The sequence below is a fragment of the Nocardia sp. CDC519 genome (assembly GCF_059509835.1).
On the sequence record NZ_CM183377.1, the window covers coordinates 1859172 to 1878955 of the forward strand.

The 19784-nt window shown below is 71.1% G+C and carries 2 protein-coding genes (both cut by a window edge); both read left to right on the forward strand.

Features of this window, described 5'->3' with window-relative positions:
• Window positions 1–4485 carry the end of a non-ribosomal peptide synthase/polyketide synthase gene (locus tag AC5W7N_RS08435; protein WP_495923472.1) on the forward strand. 13959 nt of this gene lie to the left of the window's left edge, so only the last 4485 of its 18444 coding nucleotides appear in the window; its start codon lies off the left edge, out of view; the stop codon is at window positions 4483–4485.
• A protein-coding gene (locus tag AC5W7N_RS08440) for a non-ribosomal peptide synthase/polyketide synthase (protein WP_495923473.1) crosses the window boundary here: on the forward strand, window positions 4485–19784 show its 5' portion. The gene runs 10386 nt beyond the window's last position; only the first 15300 of its 25686 coding nucleotides appear in the window; its start codon is at window positions 4485–4487; its stop codon lies off the right edge, out of view. The genes AC5W7N_RS08435 and AC5W7N_RS08440 overlap by 1 nt, the downstream gene beginning before the upstream one ends.

A 19784-nucleotide genomic window follows, 5' to 3' on the forward strand; every position in this document is an offset into this window, starting at 1 on the left:
GTCGATGCGGAACTGCACGCGGCACTGACCGCACTCGGCCGCCGCAACGGCGCCACGCTGTTCATGGTGGTGCACGCGGCCTTCGCCGCCCTGCTGGCGCGGCTGTCGGGCACCGGCGATATCGCTGTCGGTACCCCGGTGGCCGGACGCGGCGCGGCCGAACTCGACGACGTCATCGGCATGTTCGTCAATACGCTGGTGCTGCGCACCGCGGTCGACGGCGCCGAACCGTTCGATGCGCTGCTCACCCGCGCCCGGGAAACCGATCTGGCCGCCCTCTCACACGCGGATGTGCCGTTCGAGCGGCTGGTCGAGGTGCTGAACCCGCGCCGTTCCACCGCGCGGCATCCGCTGTTCCAGGTGGGCTATTCGTTCCAGAATCACGAACGCGGCGAACTGCGGTTGCCTGGCCTCGACATCGACGAGATCGAGTTCGACAGTGCGACAGCACAATTCGATCTGCATCTGTTCGCGGTAGATCAGTACGCCGCCGATGGCGCCGCAGCCGGCATCGAGCTGGCCCTCGGCTACGCCACCGATCTGTTCGACTCCGGCACCGCCGAACGCATCCTCGATCACCTGCATCGCGTCCTGGCCGCCGTCGCGGCGCACCCGGAACTGCCGGTCGGCGAGATCGATCTCCTCGGCGAGAACGATCACGCGCAGCTCGCGCGCTGGAACGAGACCGCGTACCCGGTTCCCGCGGTCACGCTGGCCGATCTGGCGGTCTTCGCGGCCACCGATGCCGATCGAACGGCGCTCATCGACACTGTCAGCGGCGCGCACCTGCGTTACGGCGAGGTCGACGCCCGGGTGAATCGTCTTGCGCGCACCCTCATCGCGCACGGCGTCGGCCCGGAGACCACGGTCGTGCTCGCCCTGCGCCGCTCGGTGGAATTGGTGCTCGCCATGTACGCGGTGGTGCGGGCGGGCGGGGCGTATGTGCCGATCGACCCCGATCATCCGGTCGACCGCATCCGCCATATCGTCACCACCGCCGCGCCGGTGTGCGTGCTCACCACGGCCGCCGACGGCATGCCGATCGAGACCGATGTCCCGGTGCTGGTCCTGGACCGGCTCGAACTCGGCGGCGATGCCACACCCCTGCGGGACGCCGACCGGATCCGGCCGCTGCGGCCCGAACATCCGGCGTACCTCATCTTCACCTCCGGCTCGACCGGCCTGCCGAAGGGCGTGACCGTCCCGCACGCCGCCGTGGTGAACCAGTTGATCTGGCTGCGCCGGTATTTCGGCCTCGGCCGGGACAACCGCGCCCTGCTCAAGACCCCGGCGACCTTCGATCTGTCGGTGTGGGAGCTGTGGTCGCCGTTGACGACCGGAGGCACGCTCGTCATCACCGCACCCGGCAGCGAACGCGATCCGGACCGGCTGCGTGCGCTCATCACCGAACACGAGGTCACGGTGCTGCACGCGGTGCCGTCGCTGATCGGCATGCTGGTGGCCGCCGGTCGGCCGCTGCCTGCGTCCCTGCGCCATGTGCTCGCGATCGGCGAGGCGCTGCCCGCGGCCACTGCCGCCGAATTCGCGGCATGCGCACGGGAGGCCGGGGATCACGTCGCCGAGGCGGATGCGCCGTCGCCTGCTCCCGCGCGTCCGGGCGCATCCGAATCGGGCGCACGCCTGTACAACCTCTACGGGCCGACCGAGGCCGCGGTGTCGATCACGGCCTACCCGGTGGCGGGCGAGCTGGCACACACCGTGCCGATCGGGCGTCCGGTGTGGAACAGCGGCGTCCATGTGCTCGACGCCCGGCTGCGTCCCGTGCCGATCGGGGTGGCCGGTGAGCTGTACCTGTCCGGTGCGCAACTGGCCCGCGGCTACCACGGACGCCCCGGCCTGACCGCGGATCGGTTCGTCGCCGACCCGCACGGCACCGGCGCCAGGATGTACCGCACCGGCGATATCGTGCGCAGACTGCCCGACGGGAATCTGGAATACCTCGAGCGCGCGGATTTCCAGGTGCAGATCGGCGGCTTCCGGATCGAGCTCGGCGAGATCGAAGCGGCGTTGCGGCGCGATCCGCGGGTGCGGGCGGCGGTGGCCGTCGCCCGGCGTGCTGCCCTATCGGGCGACCGGCTGATCGCCTATGTGGCTGCACCGCAGGCGGATTCCGATCTCGACGACCAGCTGCGGGCGGCGTTGACGGCCGGGCTGCCGGCCTACATGGTGCCCTCGGCGATCATGGTGCTCGACGCGCTGCCGTTGAACGCCAACGGCAAGGTCGACCGGGCTCGACTGCCCGAACCGGTCTTCACCGAGGCCGAATTCCGGGCGCCGGCCGGCGAGCTCGAACGGCTCGTCGCGGAGACCTTCGCCGAGATCATCGGCGCGCGGACCATCGGAGCGGACGACGACTTCTTCGCGCTCGGCGGCAATTCGCTGATGGCGACGAGGCTGACCGCACGTCTCGGTGCCGCCCTCGGCAGGCAGGTACCGGTCGCGGCCGTCTTCGAGGCGCCGACGGTCGCGGGGCTGGCCGCGGCACTGAAATCGTCGGAGGGCACCGCACGCCCGCCGTTGCTGCCTCGCACCGATGCCGGCCCCGCCCGGCTCTCACCCGCGCAGCAGCGCATGTGGGTGGTCAGCCGGCTCACGCCGGACTCCTCGGCCTACCACGTGCCCGCCGCGTTGCGGCTGACCGGCGCACTCGATGTCGCCGCGCTCACCGCCGCGATCACCGACGTGCTCGACCGACACGAAGTGCTGCGCACCCGTTACCCGGATACCGACGGCGGACCGATTCAGGAGGTGCTCGCCGCCGATGCGGTCGCGTTCGACCTGACGCCGACGCCGGTGTCCGAGCCCGCCCTCGCGGCCACCATCGACGAATTCGTCGCCACCGGCTTCGATATCACCGCCGCGCCGCCGGTGCGGGCCGCACTGTTCCGGCTCGCCTCTGACGACCACGTCCTGGTGGTGGTGCTACACCACATCAGCGCCGACGGTTACTCCATCGCGCCGATGACCCGCGATCTGGTCACCGCGTACCTGGCACGCGCCGCGGGGCGCGCTCCGGACTGGCAGCCGCCGGCCATCCAGTACAGCGACTTCAGCGAATGGCAGCACGAGCTGCTCGGTGCGAGCGACGACCCGGACAGCTCGGCGGCGCGCCAGCTCGCGTACTGGACCGGCGAACTGCGCGACGCACCCGAACTACTCGCCCTGCCCACCGACCGTCCTCGGCCCGCCAGGCGCGACATGCGCGGTGGCACCACCGAATTCACCATCGACGCGGAGCGGTTGGCCGCACTCGATGTGATCGCCCGCGCTCAGGGCACGACGGTCTTCTCGCTGATCCACTGCGCTCTGGCGGTGCTGCTGGCGAAACTGACCGGCAGCACCGACATCGTCATCGGCGCGCCGGTGGCCGGACGCGGTGAACGCGCACTCGACGACCTCATCGGCATGTTCGTCAACACCGTCGCACTGCGCACCGAGGTCGACCCGCGCACCCGCTTCGCCGACCTGCTGCGCGACACCGGCCGCCGGGACCTGCGCGCACTGGCGAACGCCGACATCCCCTTCGAGCAGGTCGTCGATGCGCTGGGCCGCACCCGCTCCAGCAGCTACACCCCGCTGTTCCAGGTGATGTTCACCTACCAGAACATGCCGCACAGCGTGGTGAATCTGCCCGGACTGGAAGTGCGTGCCCTCGATCTCGGCCTCGCCGAAGCCAAGTTCGATCTGCACCTCACCGGCATCGAACGCCCCGGCCGGGCCGGGCTGGACTTCCAGTTCGGCTATGCCACCGACATTTTCGACGCCGACACCGTCCGCCGCTTCGCCGAGCGGTTGCTCCTGGTCATCGACGCCATCGCCGCCGACCCGGAGATAAGTGTGCGAGCGATCGATATCCGCACGGATGCCGAACGCGCAGGTCGATCCGCGACAGTCAGGACTTCCGCACGGGACGTGCCGGCTGCGGGAGTGCGCTCGGAGTCGATGGAGGGCTCGAGTGCTCCGGGCGATGCGGACGTGACCGTTCCAGCCGGGGTCTCAGGTTCGCCGGCGCACACACCTGCCGACCTCCCGGCACTGGTTGCCGCCGCGGCCGCCATCCGCCCGGACGGCATCGCCTTCACGCACGGCGACAGCACCGTCAGCTTCGGGCAGCTCGCCGCGAAGATCGCCGCGGTCGGCAAGGCGATGGGCGCGGCCGCGAAGCCGGAGACGCTCATCAACGTCGGTCTGGCCGGACTGGTCCCCGGTGTCCTGGCCGCGCTCGGCGCCGACGGCTTGGCGACCGCCACCGCGAACCTGCGGACGGCGGCCGCCGAAATCATCGCCACGCCGACATCCGGCGCGCCCGACCGCGCCGCGTCCGACATCGCTGTACCCGACAGCGCCGCGACCGATCCCGCCGTGTCGCGCGGCGACACGACCCCGCCCAGCGACACCACCCCACCCGGCGGGCGCGCGGCGAGCACCACCACCTCGAACGTCGATTCGGAAGGAAACTGCTGATGACTCACGCGGATTCGATCGCGGCCGGTTCGATCGGCATGGACGGCGCTGCGGGTGATCTGGTCGCTTTGCGGCGCGCCTACGGTATCGACGATCTGCCCGGGCTCGTTCGCACGGTGGCCGAGCTCGAACCCGACCGCGCCGCCATCGCGCACGAGGGGACCGCGATCGGGTACGCGGAGCTGGCCGCCGAGCTGACGGCACTGGACGAGGCCATGGGCGGTGCGCTCGGCGCGGGAGAACTGCTGCCGATCGTGGTGTCCGGGCGGTTCCCGGCGCTGCTGGAATCCGGCGACGGCGGGCTCGGCGAACTGCTGGAGCGGCTGCTGACCGACGCCGTCATCGCCGCCGCACCGGTGCTGACACCACTCGCCCCGGCCGAGACGCTGATCAGCCTGTTCGAGGAGCAGGTGCGCCGCACCCCGGACGCCGTCGCGCTGGAGTTCGCGGGCGCCACCCTCACCTACGCCGAGTTCAGCGCCCGCGTCGACGCCCTCGCCCGCCGCTTGCGTGACCTCGGCGTCGGCCCGGATGTGCTGGTCGGGCTCGCGCTGCGCCGTTCGCTGGAGCTGCTGGTCGGCATGTACGCGACGGTGAAGGCGGGCGGGGGATACGTCCCGATCGATCCGGATCACCCCGCCGACCGGATCGCCTACGTCCTCGATGTCGCGCGTCCGGCGGTCGTGCTCACCACCGCGGCAGACCGGTCGGCGTTCGAGACCACCGTGCCGACGTTGTGCGTCGAGGGTGGTGGGGCCGGGGATCGGCCGGGCGCAGGCTTCGAGGTGAACAGCACGGTCGATCAGGCTGTCGCGGCCCCTGACACGTGCTGGCCCACCGTTTCTCCGGACAATATCGCCTACGTCATCTTCACCTCCGGCTCCACCGGCCGGCCCAAGGGGGTCGCCGTTTCGCATCGCGCGATCGTGGCGAATCTGCGCTGGCGGCAACGGCTGTACCGGTTGGGCGCCGACGATGTGGTGTTGCAGAAGACCCCGTTCACCTTCGACGTGTCGGTGTGGGAGTTCTTCTGGCCGTTGCAGGTGGGGGCCCGGCTGGTGATCGCGCGCCCGGAAGGGCATCGGGATCCGGCCTACCTCGCGCGCGCGATCCGCGAATCCGGGGTGACGGTGGCTCATTTCGTGCCGTCGATGCTGTCGGTGTTCGTGGCCGAGCCCGATGTCGCGGAATCCGTCGACAGTCTGCGGCTGGTCTTCGCCTCCGGTGAGGCGCTGCCCGCGGCGACCGCGGCGGCGTTCCGCGAGATCAGCGGCGCCACCCTGCACAACCTGTACGGGCCCACCGAGGCGGCGGTCGACGTCACCGCGCACGAGGTGACCGGCGCCGACCGTGTCAGCGTGCCGATCGGCACCGCCGCCGACGACACCGACCTGCTGGTCCTCGACGACAACCTGCGTCCCGTCCCCACCGGCGTGGTGGGTGAGCTGTACCTGGCGGGCGTGCAACTGGCTCGCGGCTACCTCTGCAGGCCAGGGCTCACCGCTGACCGTTTCGTCGCCAACCCCGAGGGCGCCCCCGGCGACCGCATGTACCGCACCGGCGACCTGGTCCGGTGGGCACCGGGCAGCGACGGCGGCCCCGATGAACTGGAATACCTGGGCCGCATCGACTTCCAGGTCAAGGTGCGCGGGCTGCGGATCGAGCTGGGCGAAATCGAGGCGGCCCTGCTGGACCAGGACGAGGTCGCCCAAGCGGCTGCCGTCGTGCATCACTCGCCGGCAGGCGATCAGCTCGTCGCCTATGTGGTCGGCGCACGCCGAGGCACCCGTCCGGGCACATCGCCGGATACCGCCGCGCTCGATCCCGCTGCGCTGCTCGACGCGGTCCGCAAGCGGCTGCCCGACTACATGGTCCCGGCCAAGGTCATCGTGTTGGACGAGATGCCGCTGAACCCGAGCGGCAAACTCGATCGCCGTGCGCTGCCCGAACCCGATTTCGGCACCGCCACCACCGAATACCGCGAACCGGCGACCGAATCCGAGCGCGCCGTCGCCGCCATCTTCGCCGACCTGCTCGGCCGCGACCGCATCGGCGCTGACGACGACTTCTTCGCCCTCGGCGGCAACTCACTCATCGCCACCCGGGCGCTGGCCCGCATCAACGCGGCCCTCGACACGACCGTCGACGTGCGTGATTTCTTCGACAACCCCACCCCCGCCGGCCTGGCGGTGCTCGCACCGGGCAATGGGCGCGCGGCCGCGGGGGTCGCATCAACCGCAGGACTCGGCAGCGGCGCAGCGGGTGCGGCATCGATCGAACCGACCGCGGCCGAAGTCGGCGGCAGCCCGGCAGCGGCGGCGGTCCGTCGCACAGCCGAGGCCCCACCGACCCCCACCCCACCCCCCCCCCCCGCAGCCTTCCCGCCCCCCCCCCCGGACCGGGTTCCGCTGTCCCCGGCGCAGCGGCGGATGTGGTTCCTCAACCGATTCGCCGTCGAATCCGGCGGCGCCACCGCCGCGGTCGACAACATTCCGGTGGCCCTGCGGTTGCGCGGCGAACTGGACCTCGACGCCATGTCGGCGGCGGTCACCGATCTGCTCGGCCGCCATGAGGTCTTGCGCACGGTCTATCCCCGGCACGAGGACGGTCCGGTCCAGAAGGTGCGCCCGGTCGCGGTCGTCGAGCTCGCCGCGGAGCCGATGGCGGATATCGCCGCCGCGGTGCGGGAGACCGCGGGCATCGGATTCGATGTGGCCGAGCAGGTCCCGGTGCGGATCCGGCTGCTGCGCGCGGCCACCGACGATCACACGCTGGTGCTGGTGGCGCACCACATCGCCGCCGACGGTGTGTCCATGGGCCCGCTCCTGCGCGATCTGATCATCGCCTACGCGGCCCGCCGCGAGGGGCACGCACCGCAGTGGGCACCCTTGGCGGTGCAGTACGCCGATTACGCGCTGTGGCAGCAGCAGATGCTCGGCGACGACGCCGATCCCGCATCGGTGGCCGCGCGGCAGCTCGAATTCTGGACCGCCGAACTGGCCGATCTGCCCGCGCAGCTCGATCTTCCGGCGGACCGTCCGCGTCCGGAGCAGGCCTCCTATCGGGGCGCGGTCCACGAATTCGGCATCGACGCCCGGCTGCGTGCCGATATCGACCGCCTGGCCGCCGAGACTCGCTCCACCCCGTTCATGGTGCTGCACGCCGCGCTCGCCGCCCTGCTGGCCCGGCTGTCCGGCACCACCGATATCGCCATCGGCACCCCGGTCGCGGGTCGTGGTGCGGCCGAACTGGACGATCTGGTCGGCATGTTCGTCAACACCCTCGTGCTGCGCACCGATGTGCCCGCCGGGCTACCCTTCGCCGATCTGCTCGCCCATGCCCGCGACCGCGATCTGCGCGCCTTCGCCCACAGCGACGTCCCGTTCGAGCGTCTGGTCGAGGTGCTGAACCCGGCCCGCTCCCAGGCCAGGCACCCGCTGTTCCAGGTGGCGCTGTTCATGCAGAACCTCGGCCCGCTCGCCCTGGAACTGCCGGGACTCACCGCCGAGACGGTGGACTTCGGCGCCGAATTCGCCAAGTTCGACCTGCAACTCACCATCTCGGACTCCGGCGACGGCTACCGTGCCGAATTCACCTATGCCACGGACCTGTTCGATGCGCCGACGGTCCGCGAGTTCGCCGTGAAGTTCCTCCGGCTGCTTCGTGCCGCACTCGCCGACCCGGCCACGCCGGTCGGAGATATCGAGCTGCTGGACGCCGGCGAACTCGACTACGTCACCGCGAGCTGGAATGCCAGCGGCCACAAGGTGGCCGACCGTTTCCTGCACGAGGGTTTCGACAACCAGGTGCGCCGCAGCCCGAACGCCCTCGCCCTGGTGGCCGAGGATCCGGTGCCGGTCGAGCTGACCTACGCGCAGCTGTCCGAGCGGGTCAACCGCCTGGCCCGCTTCCTGATCGGTACCGGCGTGGGCCCGGAATCGCTGGTGGTGCTGGCGATGCCGCGTTCGGTGGAGCTGGTGGTGGCCATGTACGCGGTGGCGCGGGCCGGCGGCGCGTACGTGCCGGTGGACCCGGCGCATCCGGTCGAACGGATCGGCCACATCCTCGACACCGCACGGCCACACTGTGTACTGAGCACGCGGGCAGCGGGTTTCGCGGCGGCGACGGAAGCGCCGGTGCACCTGTTGGACGCGCTGGACCTGTCCGAGGTGCCCTCGCGCGCCATCGCCGAGAGCGAGCGCCGAACCCCGTTGCGCCCCGATCATCCGGCGTACGTGATCTTCACCTCCGGCTCGACCGGCAAGCCCAAGGGCGTGGCGGTGCCGCATCGCGCCATCGCCAACCAGCTGGCCTGGATGGAGCACGAGTACCGGCCGCGCACCGGCGATGTGTATCTGCAGAAGACCGCGACCACCTTCGACGTGTCGCTGTGGGGCTATTTCCTGCCGCTGCGCACCGGCGCGGCCCTGCTGCTCGCCGCGCCCGACGGGCATCGCGACCCCCGCTACATCGCCGAGACGATCGCGCGCCACGGCGTCACCCTGACCGACTTCGTGCCGTCCATGCTGACGGTGTTCGCCGCCCACGCCCGCCGCGAGGAGCTGGACTCGCTGCGCGATGTCTTCGTCATCGGCGAGGCGCTGCCGCCGGAGACCGTGACGGCGTTCCACGCGGTGAGCGACGCCGGACTGCACAACCTCTACGGCCCGACCGAGGCCGCGGTCTCGATCACCTACCGTGAGGTCACCGCGGCCGACGCGCCGCTGGTGCCGATCGGTGAACCGGAATGGAATTCGCAGGTTTACGTGCTGGATTCGCGGCTGCGTCCGGTGCCGATCGGGGTGCCGGGCGAGCTGTACCTGGCCGGCGAGCAGCTGGCGCGCGGCTACCACGGCCGCGTCGACCTCACCGCGGACCGGTTCGTGGCCAATCCGTTCGAGTTCGACGGTGCGCGGATGTATCGCACCGGCGATCTGGTGCGCTGGACCGCCGACGGCGAACTGGTGTATCTGGGCCGCGCCGACTTCCAGGTGAAGTTCCGTGGACAACGGATCGAACTGGCCGAGATCGAGAGCGCGTTGCTGGCCGATCCGCGGGTGAGTCAGGCGGCGGCGCGGTTGATCAGCGGCGCGGAGGGGGATTTCCTCGCCGGTTACGTCATCGCGGCGGTGGGCGCGGACCTGGACGTCGCCGAGCTGAAAGATTCGCTGTTCCAGCGGCTTCCCGCGTATATGGTGCCGACCGCGGTGGTCGAGTTGACGGAGTTCCCGCTCAATACCAGCGGCAAGCTCGATCGTAAGGCGCTGCCGGTGCCGACCTTGCGGACGGTGCGTTTCCGCGCGCCCGTCGACGCCGATCAGCGGCTGGTCGCCGAGGTGTTCGCCGAGGTCCTGCGGGTGGAACGGGTCGGCCTGGACGACGATTTCTTCGCCCTCGGCGGCAGCTCGCTCGACGCCACCCGGGTCACCGCGCGTGCCGGTGCGGTGGCCGGTGTGCGGGTCCCGGTGCGCGCGCTGTTCGACGCCCCGACCGTCGCGGGCTTCGCCGCCGCCGTCGCGGAACTGCGCGCCGGAGCACACCCGCGCCCCGCGCTGACCCGCCGCCAACGTCCCGAGCGCATTCCGCTCGCGCCCGCCCAGCAACGGCTGTGGTTCCTCAACCGCCTGGAAGCCCAGGGCTCGGCGGCTACCGGCGTCTACAACCTGCCGGTGGTCTTGCGGTTGACCGGAACTCTTGATCCGCGAGCCATGCGGCAGGCTGTGCTCGACGTGCTGACCAGGCACGAATCACTGCGCACGCTCTACCCGGAGAGCGAGTCCGGGCCCTATCAGTCGATTCTGCCCGCGGCGGCGATCGGCCTCGACGTGCCTCCGGTTGCGGTGCGCTCCCGCGATATCGCGGCGACGGTGGCCGCCATCGCGCGCGGCGGATTCGACGTGACCACCGAACTGCCGGCGCGGGTCGCGCTGCTGGCCGTCGACGGCACCGACGAACACCTGCTGGTGTTCGTCGTCCACCACATCGCCGCCGACGCACTGTCGCTGACGCCGCTGGTGACCGATCTGATCGCCTCCTATACGGCACGGGCCGCCGGCACCGCACCCGAACTGCCCGAACTTCCGGTGCAGTACGCCGACTACAGCCTGTGGCAGCGCGAGCTGCTCGGTGTCGCCGACCAGCCCGGCGATCCGGTCCATCAGCAACTCCGGTTCTGGCATGCGGTGCTCGACGGGCTGCCCGCCGATCTGGCGCTGCCCACCGACCGGCCGCGTCCGCCGCAGCCGACACAGCGCGGTGCTGTCGTCGAGTTCGCCGTCACCGCAGCGGTTTCCGAGGGGCTGCGCGCCCTCGCGCGTCGGGCGAGCGCCTCCCTGTTCATGGTCGTGCACGCGGCGTTCGCGGCGACGCTCGCGCGGCTGAGCGCCACCACCGACGTCGTCGTCGGGACCCCGGTGGGCGGGCGCGGCGCACGTGAGCTGGACGCGCTGATCGGCATGTTCGTCAATACCGTCGTGCTGCGCAGCGAGGTGCGGCCCGAGGCCACCTTCACCGAACTGCTCGACGCGGTGCGCGCCACCGACCTCGCGGCCTTCGCCCATGCCGAGCTGCCGTTCGAGCAGCTGGTCGACAGCATGGATGTCGACCGGAGCAGCGGCGCGCATCCGCTGTTCCAGGTGATGCTGAGTTTCGGTGAGCAGCGCGCTGCGGCCGAGGCGATCGAGCTGCCCGGGCTGCGGGTGCAGCCGGTGGACATCCCCGACGAGACCGTCAAGTTCGATCTGCATCTGGTGGTCACCGACACCGGTGGCGCCGCCCTGACGGGCAACCTGCGCTACGCCACCGATCTGTTCGACGCCACCACCATCGAATCGCTGACCGCGCGTTTCCTGCGCGTACTCACGGCCGTCAGCCAGGATCCCGAGGTCCGGGTGGGCGATATCGAGCTGCTCGACCCGGCCGAGCGCACGCGGATCCTCACAGCCTGGAACGACACCGTCCACCCGGTCCCCGCCGGGACCCTCGCGGACCTGTTCGCCGAGCAGGCCGCCCGCACCCCGGACGCTCCTGCGATCACCTTCGACGGGGAAATCGCCGAGCGTATTTCCTCCGGCCAGAACACGGCCTCCGGTCGGCCGGAGCCGGCACCCGTCGGGCAACCGTCGGCGAGCTCGTTGGACGACCAGGTGCGCGCCGAGGAAGAGCGCTCGGCCCGCAGCGCGCACCGGTTCGGGTCGGCAGCCGGCGACACCCTCTCCTACGGCGAGTTCGCCGCGCGGGTCAACCGGCTCGCCCGGTATCTGATCGCGCACGGCGTCGGCCCGGAAACACGGGTCGCGCTGGAGATGCGCCGGTCGATCGATCTCGTGGTCGGTATGTACGCGGTGACCGTGGCCGGCGGCGCCTATGTGCCGCTCGATCCGGATCATCCGGTGGAGCGCACCGCGCACATCCTCGAAACCGCCGCACCGCTGTGCGTGCTCACCTCCGATATGGATGCGGAACTCCCGGTCGAGGCGATCCGCATCGATCGCCTCGACCTCGCGCCGTACTCGTCGGCTCCGGTGACCGACGCCGACCGTCGCGCTCCGCTGCGCGCCTCGAACACCGCGTATGTGCTGTTCACCTCCGGTTCCACCGGCCGCCCCAAGGGGGTGGCGATGAGCCACGGCGCCATTGTGAACCGGCTGCGCTGGATGCAGTCGGCGTACGTGGCGATCGACTCCACCGACGCGTTGCTGCAGAAGACGCCCGCGACCTTCGACGTCTCGGTGCCGGAGTTCTTCTGGCCCTTGCAGGTCGGGGCCCGGATGGTGCTCGCCAAGCCCGACGGCCACCGCGACCCGGCCTATCTGGCCGACCTGATGCGCCGCGAATCCATCACCGTCGCGCATTTCGTGCCGTCCATGCTGGCCGCCTTCCTCGCCGAAGAGCCGGTAGAGGTCCCGGCGCTGCGGCACATCTTCTGTTCCGGGGAAACCCTGCCCGCCGCCATCGCGCATCGCGCCCGCGCGCTGACCGGCGCCCGCGTGCACAACATGTACGGCCCCACCGAAACGGCCGTGGAGATCACCGCGCACGAGGTGACCGATGCCGACGACACCGTGCTGCCCATCGGCGGGCCGGTGTGGAACAGCCAGGCTTACGTCCTCGACAGCCGGCTGCGTCCGGTCCCCGCGGGAGTGCCCGGTGAGCTGTACCTCGCCGGTGCCCAGCTCGCGCACGGCTATCTGGGCCGCCCCGACCTGACCGGCGACCGTTTCGTCGCCAATCCCTTCGGCGCTCCCGGCTCCCGCATGTACCGCACCGGCGATCTGATGTCGTGGACCGCGGACGGTGAATTGAACTTCCTCGGCCGCACCGACTTCCAGGTGAAGGTGCGCGGCCTGCGCATCGAGCTGGGCGAGGTCGAGGCCGCGCTGCTGGCATTGCCTGCGGTGGCCCAGGCGGTTGTCCTGGTGCGCGACGATCACGGATCCGGTGCCCAGCTGGTCGCGTACCTGGTGCCCGAGGCCGCCGCGGACACCGTTACCGCGCCCAGCACCGATATCGAGTCCATCCGCGCCCAACTGGCCCGGGTGCTCCCCGCCTACATGATCCCCACCGGTTTCGTCGTGCTCGACGCGTTCCCCGTGAACGCCTCCGGCAAGCTGGACCGCAAGGCGCTACCCGCTCCGGTCGCGGCACTGGTCGAGTTCATCGCTCCCGAGGGCGCCGCGGAAACCCTGGTGGCCGAGCTCTTCACCGCGCTGCTCGGCGCACCGCGGGTGGGTGCAGGCGACGACTTCTTCGGCTCGGGCGGCAACTCGCTCATCGCCACTCAGCTGGCCTCGCGCCTGAGCAAGGCCACCGGCAGGCAGGTGCCGGTGCGCGCGATATTCGACGCCCCGACCGTCCGCGAGCTGGCCCGCCTGATCGAGGCGGACGCGCCGGCCATCGCGCCGGACCTCCCGCCGCTGACGGCTCAGGACCGCACCGCGCCCATCCCGCTGTCCATCGCCCAGCAGCGCATGTGGTTCCTCAACCGCTTCGATGCCGCGAGCGCGGGCTACAACATTCCCTTCGCACTGCGGCTCACCGGCCCGCTCGATGTGGCGGCCCTGAACGCGGCCATCGAGGACCTCATCGCCCGCCACGAGACGCTGCGGACGCTCTACCCCGAACACGATGGCACCGCCTCGCAACTGGTGCTGCCCGCCGCTGCCCGGGCGCTGACGCTCGAGCCGCGCACGGTCACCGCTGCCGAGGTGCCGCATCTGGTGGCCACGGCCGCCGGGACAGGTTTCGACGTGACCAGCGAGGTGCCGCTGCGCATCGAGCTGCTGCGGCTGACCGGGCCGACGGAACCCGTCGACGACAGCGAGACCCATGTGCTGCTGTTCGTCATCCATCACATCGCCGCGGACGGCTGGTCCTTCGCCCCGCTCACCCGTGACCTGGCGCTCGCCTACCTCGCGCGGACCTCCGGCACCGCACCCGAATTCGCGCCGCTCCCACTCCAGTACGCCGATTTCGCGCTCTGGCAGCGCGCTGCTCTCGGCCGTCCGGACGATCCGAATTCCGTGCTGTCCCAGCAGCTCACGTACTGGATCGAACGCCTCGCCGACCTGCCCGACGTGATCACGCTGCCCGCGGACCGCCCACGTCCCGCGGTCGCGTCCCATCGCGGCGCCGCGCTCACCGCACGTCTCGACGCCGAACTGCACCGCCGCGTCCAGAAGTTCGCCACCGACCATCGCGCCACCCCGTTCATGGTGTTGCATGCCGCGTTGGCCACCCTGCTGTCGCGGCTGGCCGGCACCGATGACGTCGTGATCGGCACGCCGGTGGCCGGTCGCGGCGATCAGGCCCTCGACGATCTGGTCGGCATGTTCGTCAACACACTGGTGCTGCGCACCCGGGTGCGCCCGGACGTCACCGCCGCCGAGCTGATCGCGCAGGTCAGGGCCGTCGATGTGGCCGCCTTCGAGCACGCCCACGTTCCGTTCGAGCAGTTGGTCGACGCCCTGAACCCGGTGCGTTCCCAGGCCCACGCCCCGCTCTATCAGGTGGCGCTGACCCTCCAGAATCAGGCCGCACCGGACCTGCGCCTGGACCGGCTCGCCATCAGCGCTCTCGACGTGGACGCCGCGCCGATTCAGCTCGATCTGGACTGGACGCTGACCGACCGCTACGCCGCCGACGGCGCCCCAGACGGCATAGACGTGCACCTGCACTACGCGCTCGACCTGTTCGACGCCGACACCGCCGCCCGCTTCCTGGCGAGCTTCGAGCAGGTGCTGCGTGCCCTGGTCGACACTCCGAACGCACGCGTCGGCGATCTCGATCTGCTGTCGCCTGCCGAACGCGACCTGCTGCTGGCCGAAGGCAATGCCACCGATCAGGTGCTGCCCGCGGAAACCCTGGACGACCTGTTCGCCGCCCGGGTCGCCGCTACCCCGGATGCCGTGGCGATCCGTTTCGAGGGTGTGGCCCTGACCTATGCCGAGCTGGGTTCGCGGGTGAACCGCTTGGCCCGCAGGCTCATCGCCGAGGGCGCGGGCCCGGAGACGATCGTCGGCCTCGGCGCGCTCCGCTCGATCGACATGCTGGTGGCGATGTACGCGATCGTCCGGTCGGGCGCGGCCTATGTCCCGATCGATCCCGATCATCCGGCCGAGCGGTTCGCGCAGGTCATCGCCGGAGCGGCGCCGCTGCTCGTGGTGCGGGCCGGCGGTGCCCGGCTCCCGGAACTCGCTGTGCCCGTGCTGGATTACCCGACGCTGGATCTGTCCGAGGTGGATGACGCGCCGGTCACCGATGCCGACCGCAGGCATCCGCTGCGCCCGGACAACGCCGCCTACGTGCTGTTCACCTCCGGCTCCACCGGCCGCCCCAAGGGCGTGTCGATCTCGCACCGGGCGATCACCAACCAGCTGCGCTGGCTGGAATCCCGGTACGAGATCACCGGACGCGACCGCCTGTTGCAGCGCGCCCCGCTGACCTTCGACGTCTCGGTATGGGAATGCTTCCTGCCGGTCGTGGTCGGCGCGCCACTGATCGTCGCCCGTCCGAGCGGCCATCTCGACCTGGACTACCTGTCCGGCCTGCTGCGTGCGCACCGCATCACCTTCGCCGAGTTCGTGCCGTCGGTGCTGGCGGCGCTCATCGGTGAAGGCATGGGCGATGCGCTCGCCTCGCTGCGGCACCTGCACTGCGGTGGTGAGGCCCTCACCCCGGATCTGCTGGCCGCGCTGCGCGCCGATGTCCCCGGCGCGGTGCACAACTCCTACGGACCCACCGAGGCCGCGATCTCGGCGGTGTTCCACGAATTCACCGATCCGGACTCCGAATCGGACCGGGACGTGGCGATCGGGCGGCCCTGCTGGAATACCCGCGCCTACGTGCTCGACTCGCGGCTGCGCCCGGTACCGATCGGCGTCACCGGTGAGCTGTATCTCGCGGGGGAACAGCTGGCACGCGGATATCAGGGCCGGGCCGCGCTCACCGCGGAACGCTTCGTCGCCGACCCCTTCGGCGCGCCGGGACGGCTGATGTACCGCACCGGCGATCTGGTGCGCTGGAACCGGAACGGCGATCTGGTGTACCTGGGCCGCAATGATTTCCAGGTGAAGCTGCGTGGTCAGCGCATCGAGCTGGGGGAGATCGAGGCGGCGCTCACCGCGATCGCCGGGGTGCGCAACGCGGCGGTGGTCGCGGCCCGCGATGCGTCGGGGCAGGACTGCCTCGTCGGCTACGTCAGCGGTGACGCGCTGTCGGCCGAGGTGGTGCTGGACGAGGTGCGCGGCCGGCTGCCCGCCTACATGGTGCCCGCGCGTCTGATGGTGCTCGAACAGATGCCGCTCACCACCGCGGGCAAACTCGACCGCAAGGCGCTGCCCGCCGTCGAGGTCGCCGCCGCCGGTCCGGCCTACCGAGCCCCGCGCGAAGGTGCCGAAGCGGTGCTGGCCGCGCTAATCGCCGATCTGATCGGCGCCACCACCCCGGTCGGCGCCGATGACGACTTCTTCGCCCGTGGCGGCAATTCCCTGCTGGCCATGCGGCTGGTGGCCCGAGCCAATGCGGCGCTGGGTTCGGCGCTGACGGTGCGCGAGGTGTTCGAGGCGCCGACCGTCGCAGGCCTCGCGGCGCGCGTCACCACGGAGTCGGCGTCGCGTCCGGCGCTCGTGGCCGGCCCGCGGCCGGACCGGATTCCGTTGTCGCTGGCACAGACCCGGATGTGGCTGCTCAACCGGATCGACCCGGAGTCGGCGGTCTACAACATCCCGATCACCATCCGGTTGACCGGTGCGCTGAACGTGCCCGCCCTGGAGAAGGCACTGCGGGACGTGGTGGCTCGGCACGAATCGCTGCGCACGATCTTCCCCGCCGACGCCGAGGGTCCCACCCAGGTGGTGCTAGACCGCGTTCCCGCCGGCGAACTGAGCCTGCGCCCCGTCGAGGTGTCCGAGGCGGACCTGATGGATGCGGTACTGGCCGCTGTCTCCGGTGGGTTCGATCTGCGCACCCGTATCCCGGTCCGCGCGGCGCTGCTGCGCGCCGCCCCCGACGATCATGTGCTCGCGGTCGTGGTCCACCACATCGCCGCCGACGGGGTCTCGACCGCGCCGCTGGCCCGCGACCTGATGACGGCCTACACCGCCCGCACGGCGGGCGCCGAGCCCGGCTGGTCGCCGCTGCCGCTCCAGTACGCCGATTTCACGCTCTGGCAGCACGCCGCCCTCGGTTCGGCCGACGATCCGGATTCGGTGCTGGCAGCCCAGATCGCGCACTGGCGGCAGGAACTCGCGGGTCTCGCGCCCGTGCTGGAACTGCCCACCGACCGGCCGAGGCCGGCCGTGGCCTCGGGGCGCGGCGCGGCGGTGGAGTTCGTCATCGGAGCCGAGCTGGCTGCACGGGTCGCCGAACTCGCTACGTCCCACGGTGTTTCAATGTTCATGGTGGTGCACGCCGCCTACGCGGCTCTGCTGGGCCGGTTGGCGGGCGTGGACGATATCGCCATCGGCACCCCGGTCGCGGGGCGGGCCGAGGAAGCGTTGGACGATCTGGTCGGCATGTTCGTCAACACGCTGGTGCTGCGCACCCGGGTCGATGCCGACAGGTCGTTCGCCGATCTGCTCGCCGAGGTCCGCGCGGCCGATGTGCGTGCCTTCGCCCATGGCGAGCTGCCCTTCGAGCGGCTCGTGGAGGAGCTCGATCCGGTGCGCTCGCAGGCACATTCGCCGATCGTGCAGACGCTGCTCACCTTCGAGCACCGCGAGGACACCGTGCTGCGGCTGCCCGGGCTCGAGGTCGCCGCGTATCCCATCGACAACCGGGTCGCGCAGTTCGATCTGGCGCTGGAACTGAGCGAACAGGCCGACGCCTGCGCCACCGTCCTGCGTGGTGTGCTGCGCTATGCCACCGACCTGTTCGACCGGTCCACCGCGCGGTCGGTGGCCGAGCGGTTCGTGCGGCTGCTGGAGGCCGTCGTCGCGGCGCCGGAGCTGCCGGTGGGTGATATCGACCTGCTCGGTGAGGCCGAACGCCGCGCGCTGGAACACTGGAACGACACCGCGCACCCGGTCGACCCGGCGGCGACGCTGGTCTCGATGTTCGAGGCGCAGGTCGCCCGAACCCCCGACGCGACCGCGGTGACCTTCGAGACGGCGGGCATGTCGCGCGGCCGTATCAGCTACGCCGAGTTCGCGGACCGGGTGCACCGCCTGGCGCGCTGGCTCGTGGATCAGGGCGTCGGCTCGGAATCGGTGGTCGCGCTCGGTATGCGCCGGTCGCTGGATCTGGTGACGGCCATGTACGCCGTCACCGCCGCGGGCGCGGCCTACCTGCCGCTGGACCCGGACCATCCTGCCGAACGCACCGAGTACGTGCTCACCACCGCCCGCCCGGTATTCGTGCTCACCTCCGGTCTCGATCTCGACGCCCGCATCACCCGTCAGGTGCGGATCGACCGGCTCGATCTGTCCGGCTACGCCACGCACCCACTGACCGCCGCCGACCGCATCGGCACGCTCACCTCCGGTTCCACCGCCTACATCATCTTCACCTCCGGCTCCACCGGCCGTCCCAAGGGCGTCGCGGTGCCGCATCGCGCCATCGTCAACCGGCTGGTGTGGATGCAGGAGCAGTACGCGCTGACCGCCGCCGACACGGTGGTGCAGAAGACCCCGGCCACCTTCGATGTGTCGGTGTGGGAGTTCTTCTGGCCGCTCCAGGCCGGCGCTCGGCTGGCGCTCGCCCGGCCCGACGGGCACCGCGACCCGGCCTACCTGGACCGCCTGATCCGCGAGGAGCAGGTCACCGTCGCCCACTTCGTGCCGTCGATGCTCGCGATGTTCCTGGACGCTCGGGCAGCCGACGATGGGCGTTGCGGCGGCCAGGGCGCGGGCCAGACCCTGCGCCTGCTGTTCGCCTCCGGCGAAGCTCTGCCCGCCGCCACCGCGCAACGCGCCCGCGACCTGACCGGCGCGGCCGTGCACAACCTCTACGGCCCGACCGAGGCCGCGGTCGACGTCACGTTCCACGAGGTCTCCGATGACGACCAGACCTCCGTGCCGATCGGCCGTCCGGTGTTCAATACCGCACTGCTGGTGCTGGATTCGCGCTTGCGGCGAGTTCCGCCCGGCGTCGCGGGTGAGCTGTACCTGAGCGGTGCGCAGCTGGCCGCCGGATATGTGGCCAGGCCCGAGCTGACGTCGGAGCGTTTCGTCGCCAACCCGTTCGGCGCGCCCGGCGAGCGGATGTACCGCACCGGCGACCTGGTGCGGCAGCGGGCCGACGGCGAGGTGGAATACCTGGGCCGCACCGATTTCCAGGTCAAGCTGCGCGGCCTGCGCATCGAGCTGGGTGAGATCGAGTCGGCGCTCACCGACCTCGACGCCGTGCGTCGCGCGGTGGTCGTGGTGCGCGCGGACGCACGGCTCGGCGACCAGCTGGTGGCCTATATCGTCGCGGCCGACGGCGGCCTCGACACCGACGCGATCCGTACGGAACTCGCCGCCGCGCTGCCCGGGTACATGGTGCCAGCGGCGTTCGTCGTGCTCGACGAGTTCCCGCTGAACTCCTCCGGCAAGCTCGACCGCGCCGCCCTGCCCGCCCCGCGGTTCACCGCCGCACCGTTCCGTGCGCCTGCCGCGGGCCTGGAACAGACCGTGGCCGCTCTGATGGGTGAGTTGCTCGGACGCGAGACCGTCGGCGCAGACGACGATTTCTTCGCCCTCGGCGGCAACTCCCTCATCGCCACCAGGCTGGCCGCCCGGCTCGGCGCCGAGATCGACGCCGAGATCCCGGTGCGGCTGCTGTTCGAGGCGCCGACGGTCGCCGCGCTCGCCGCGCGGGCG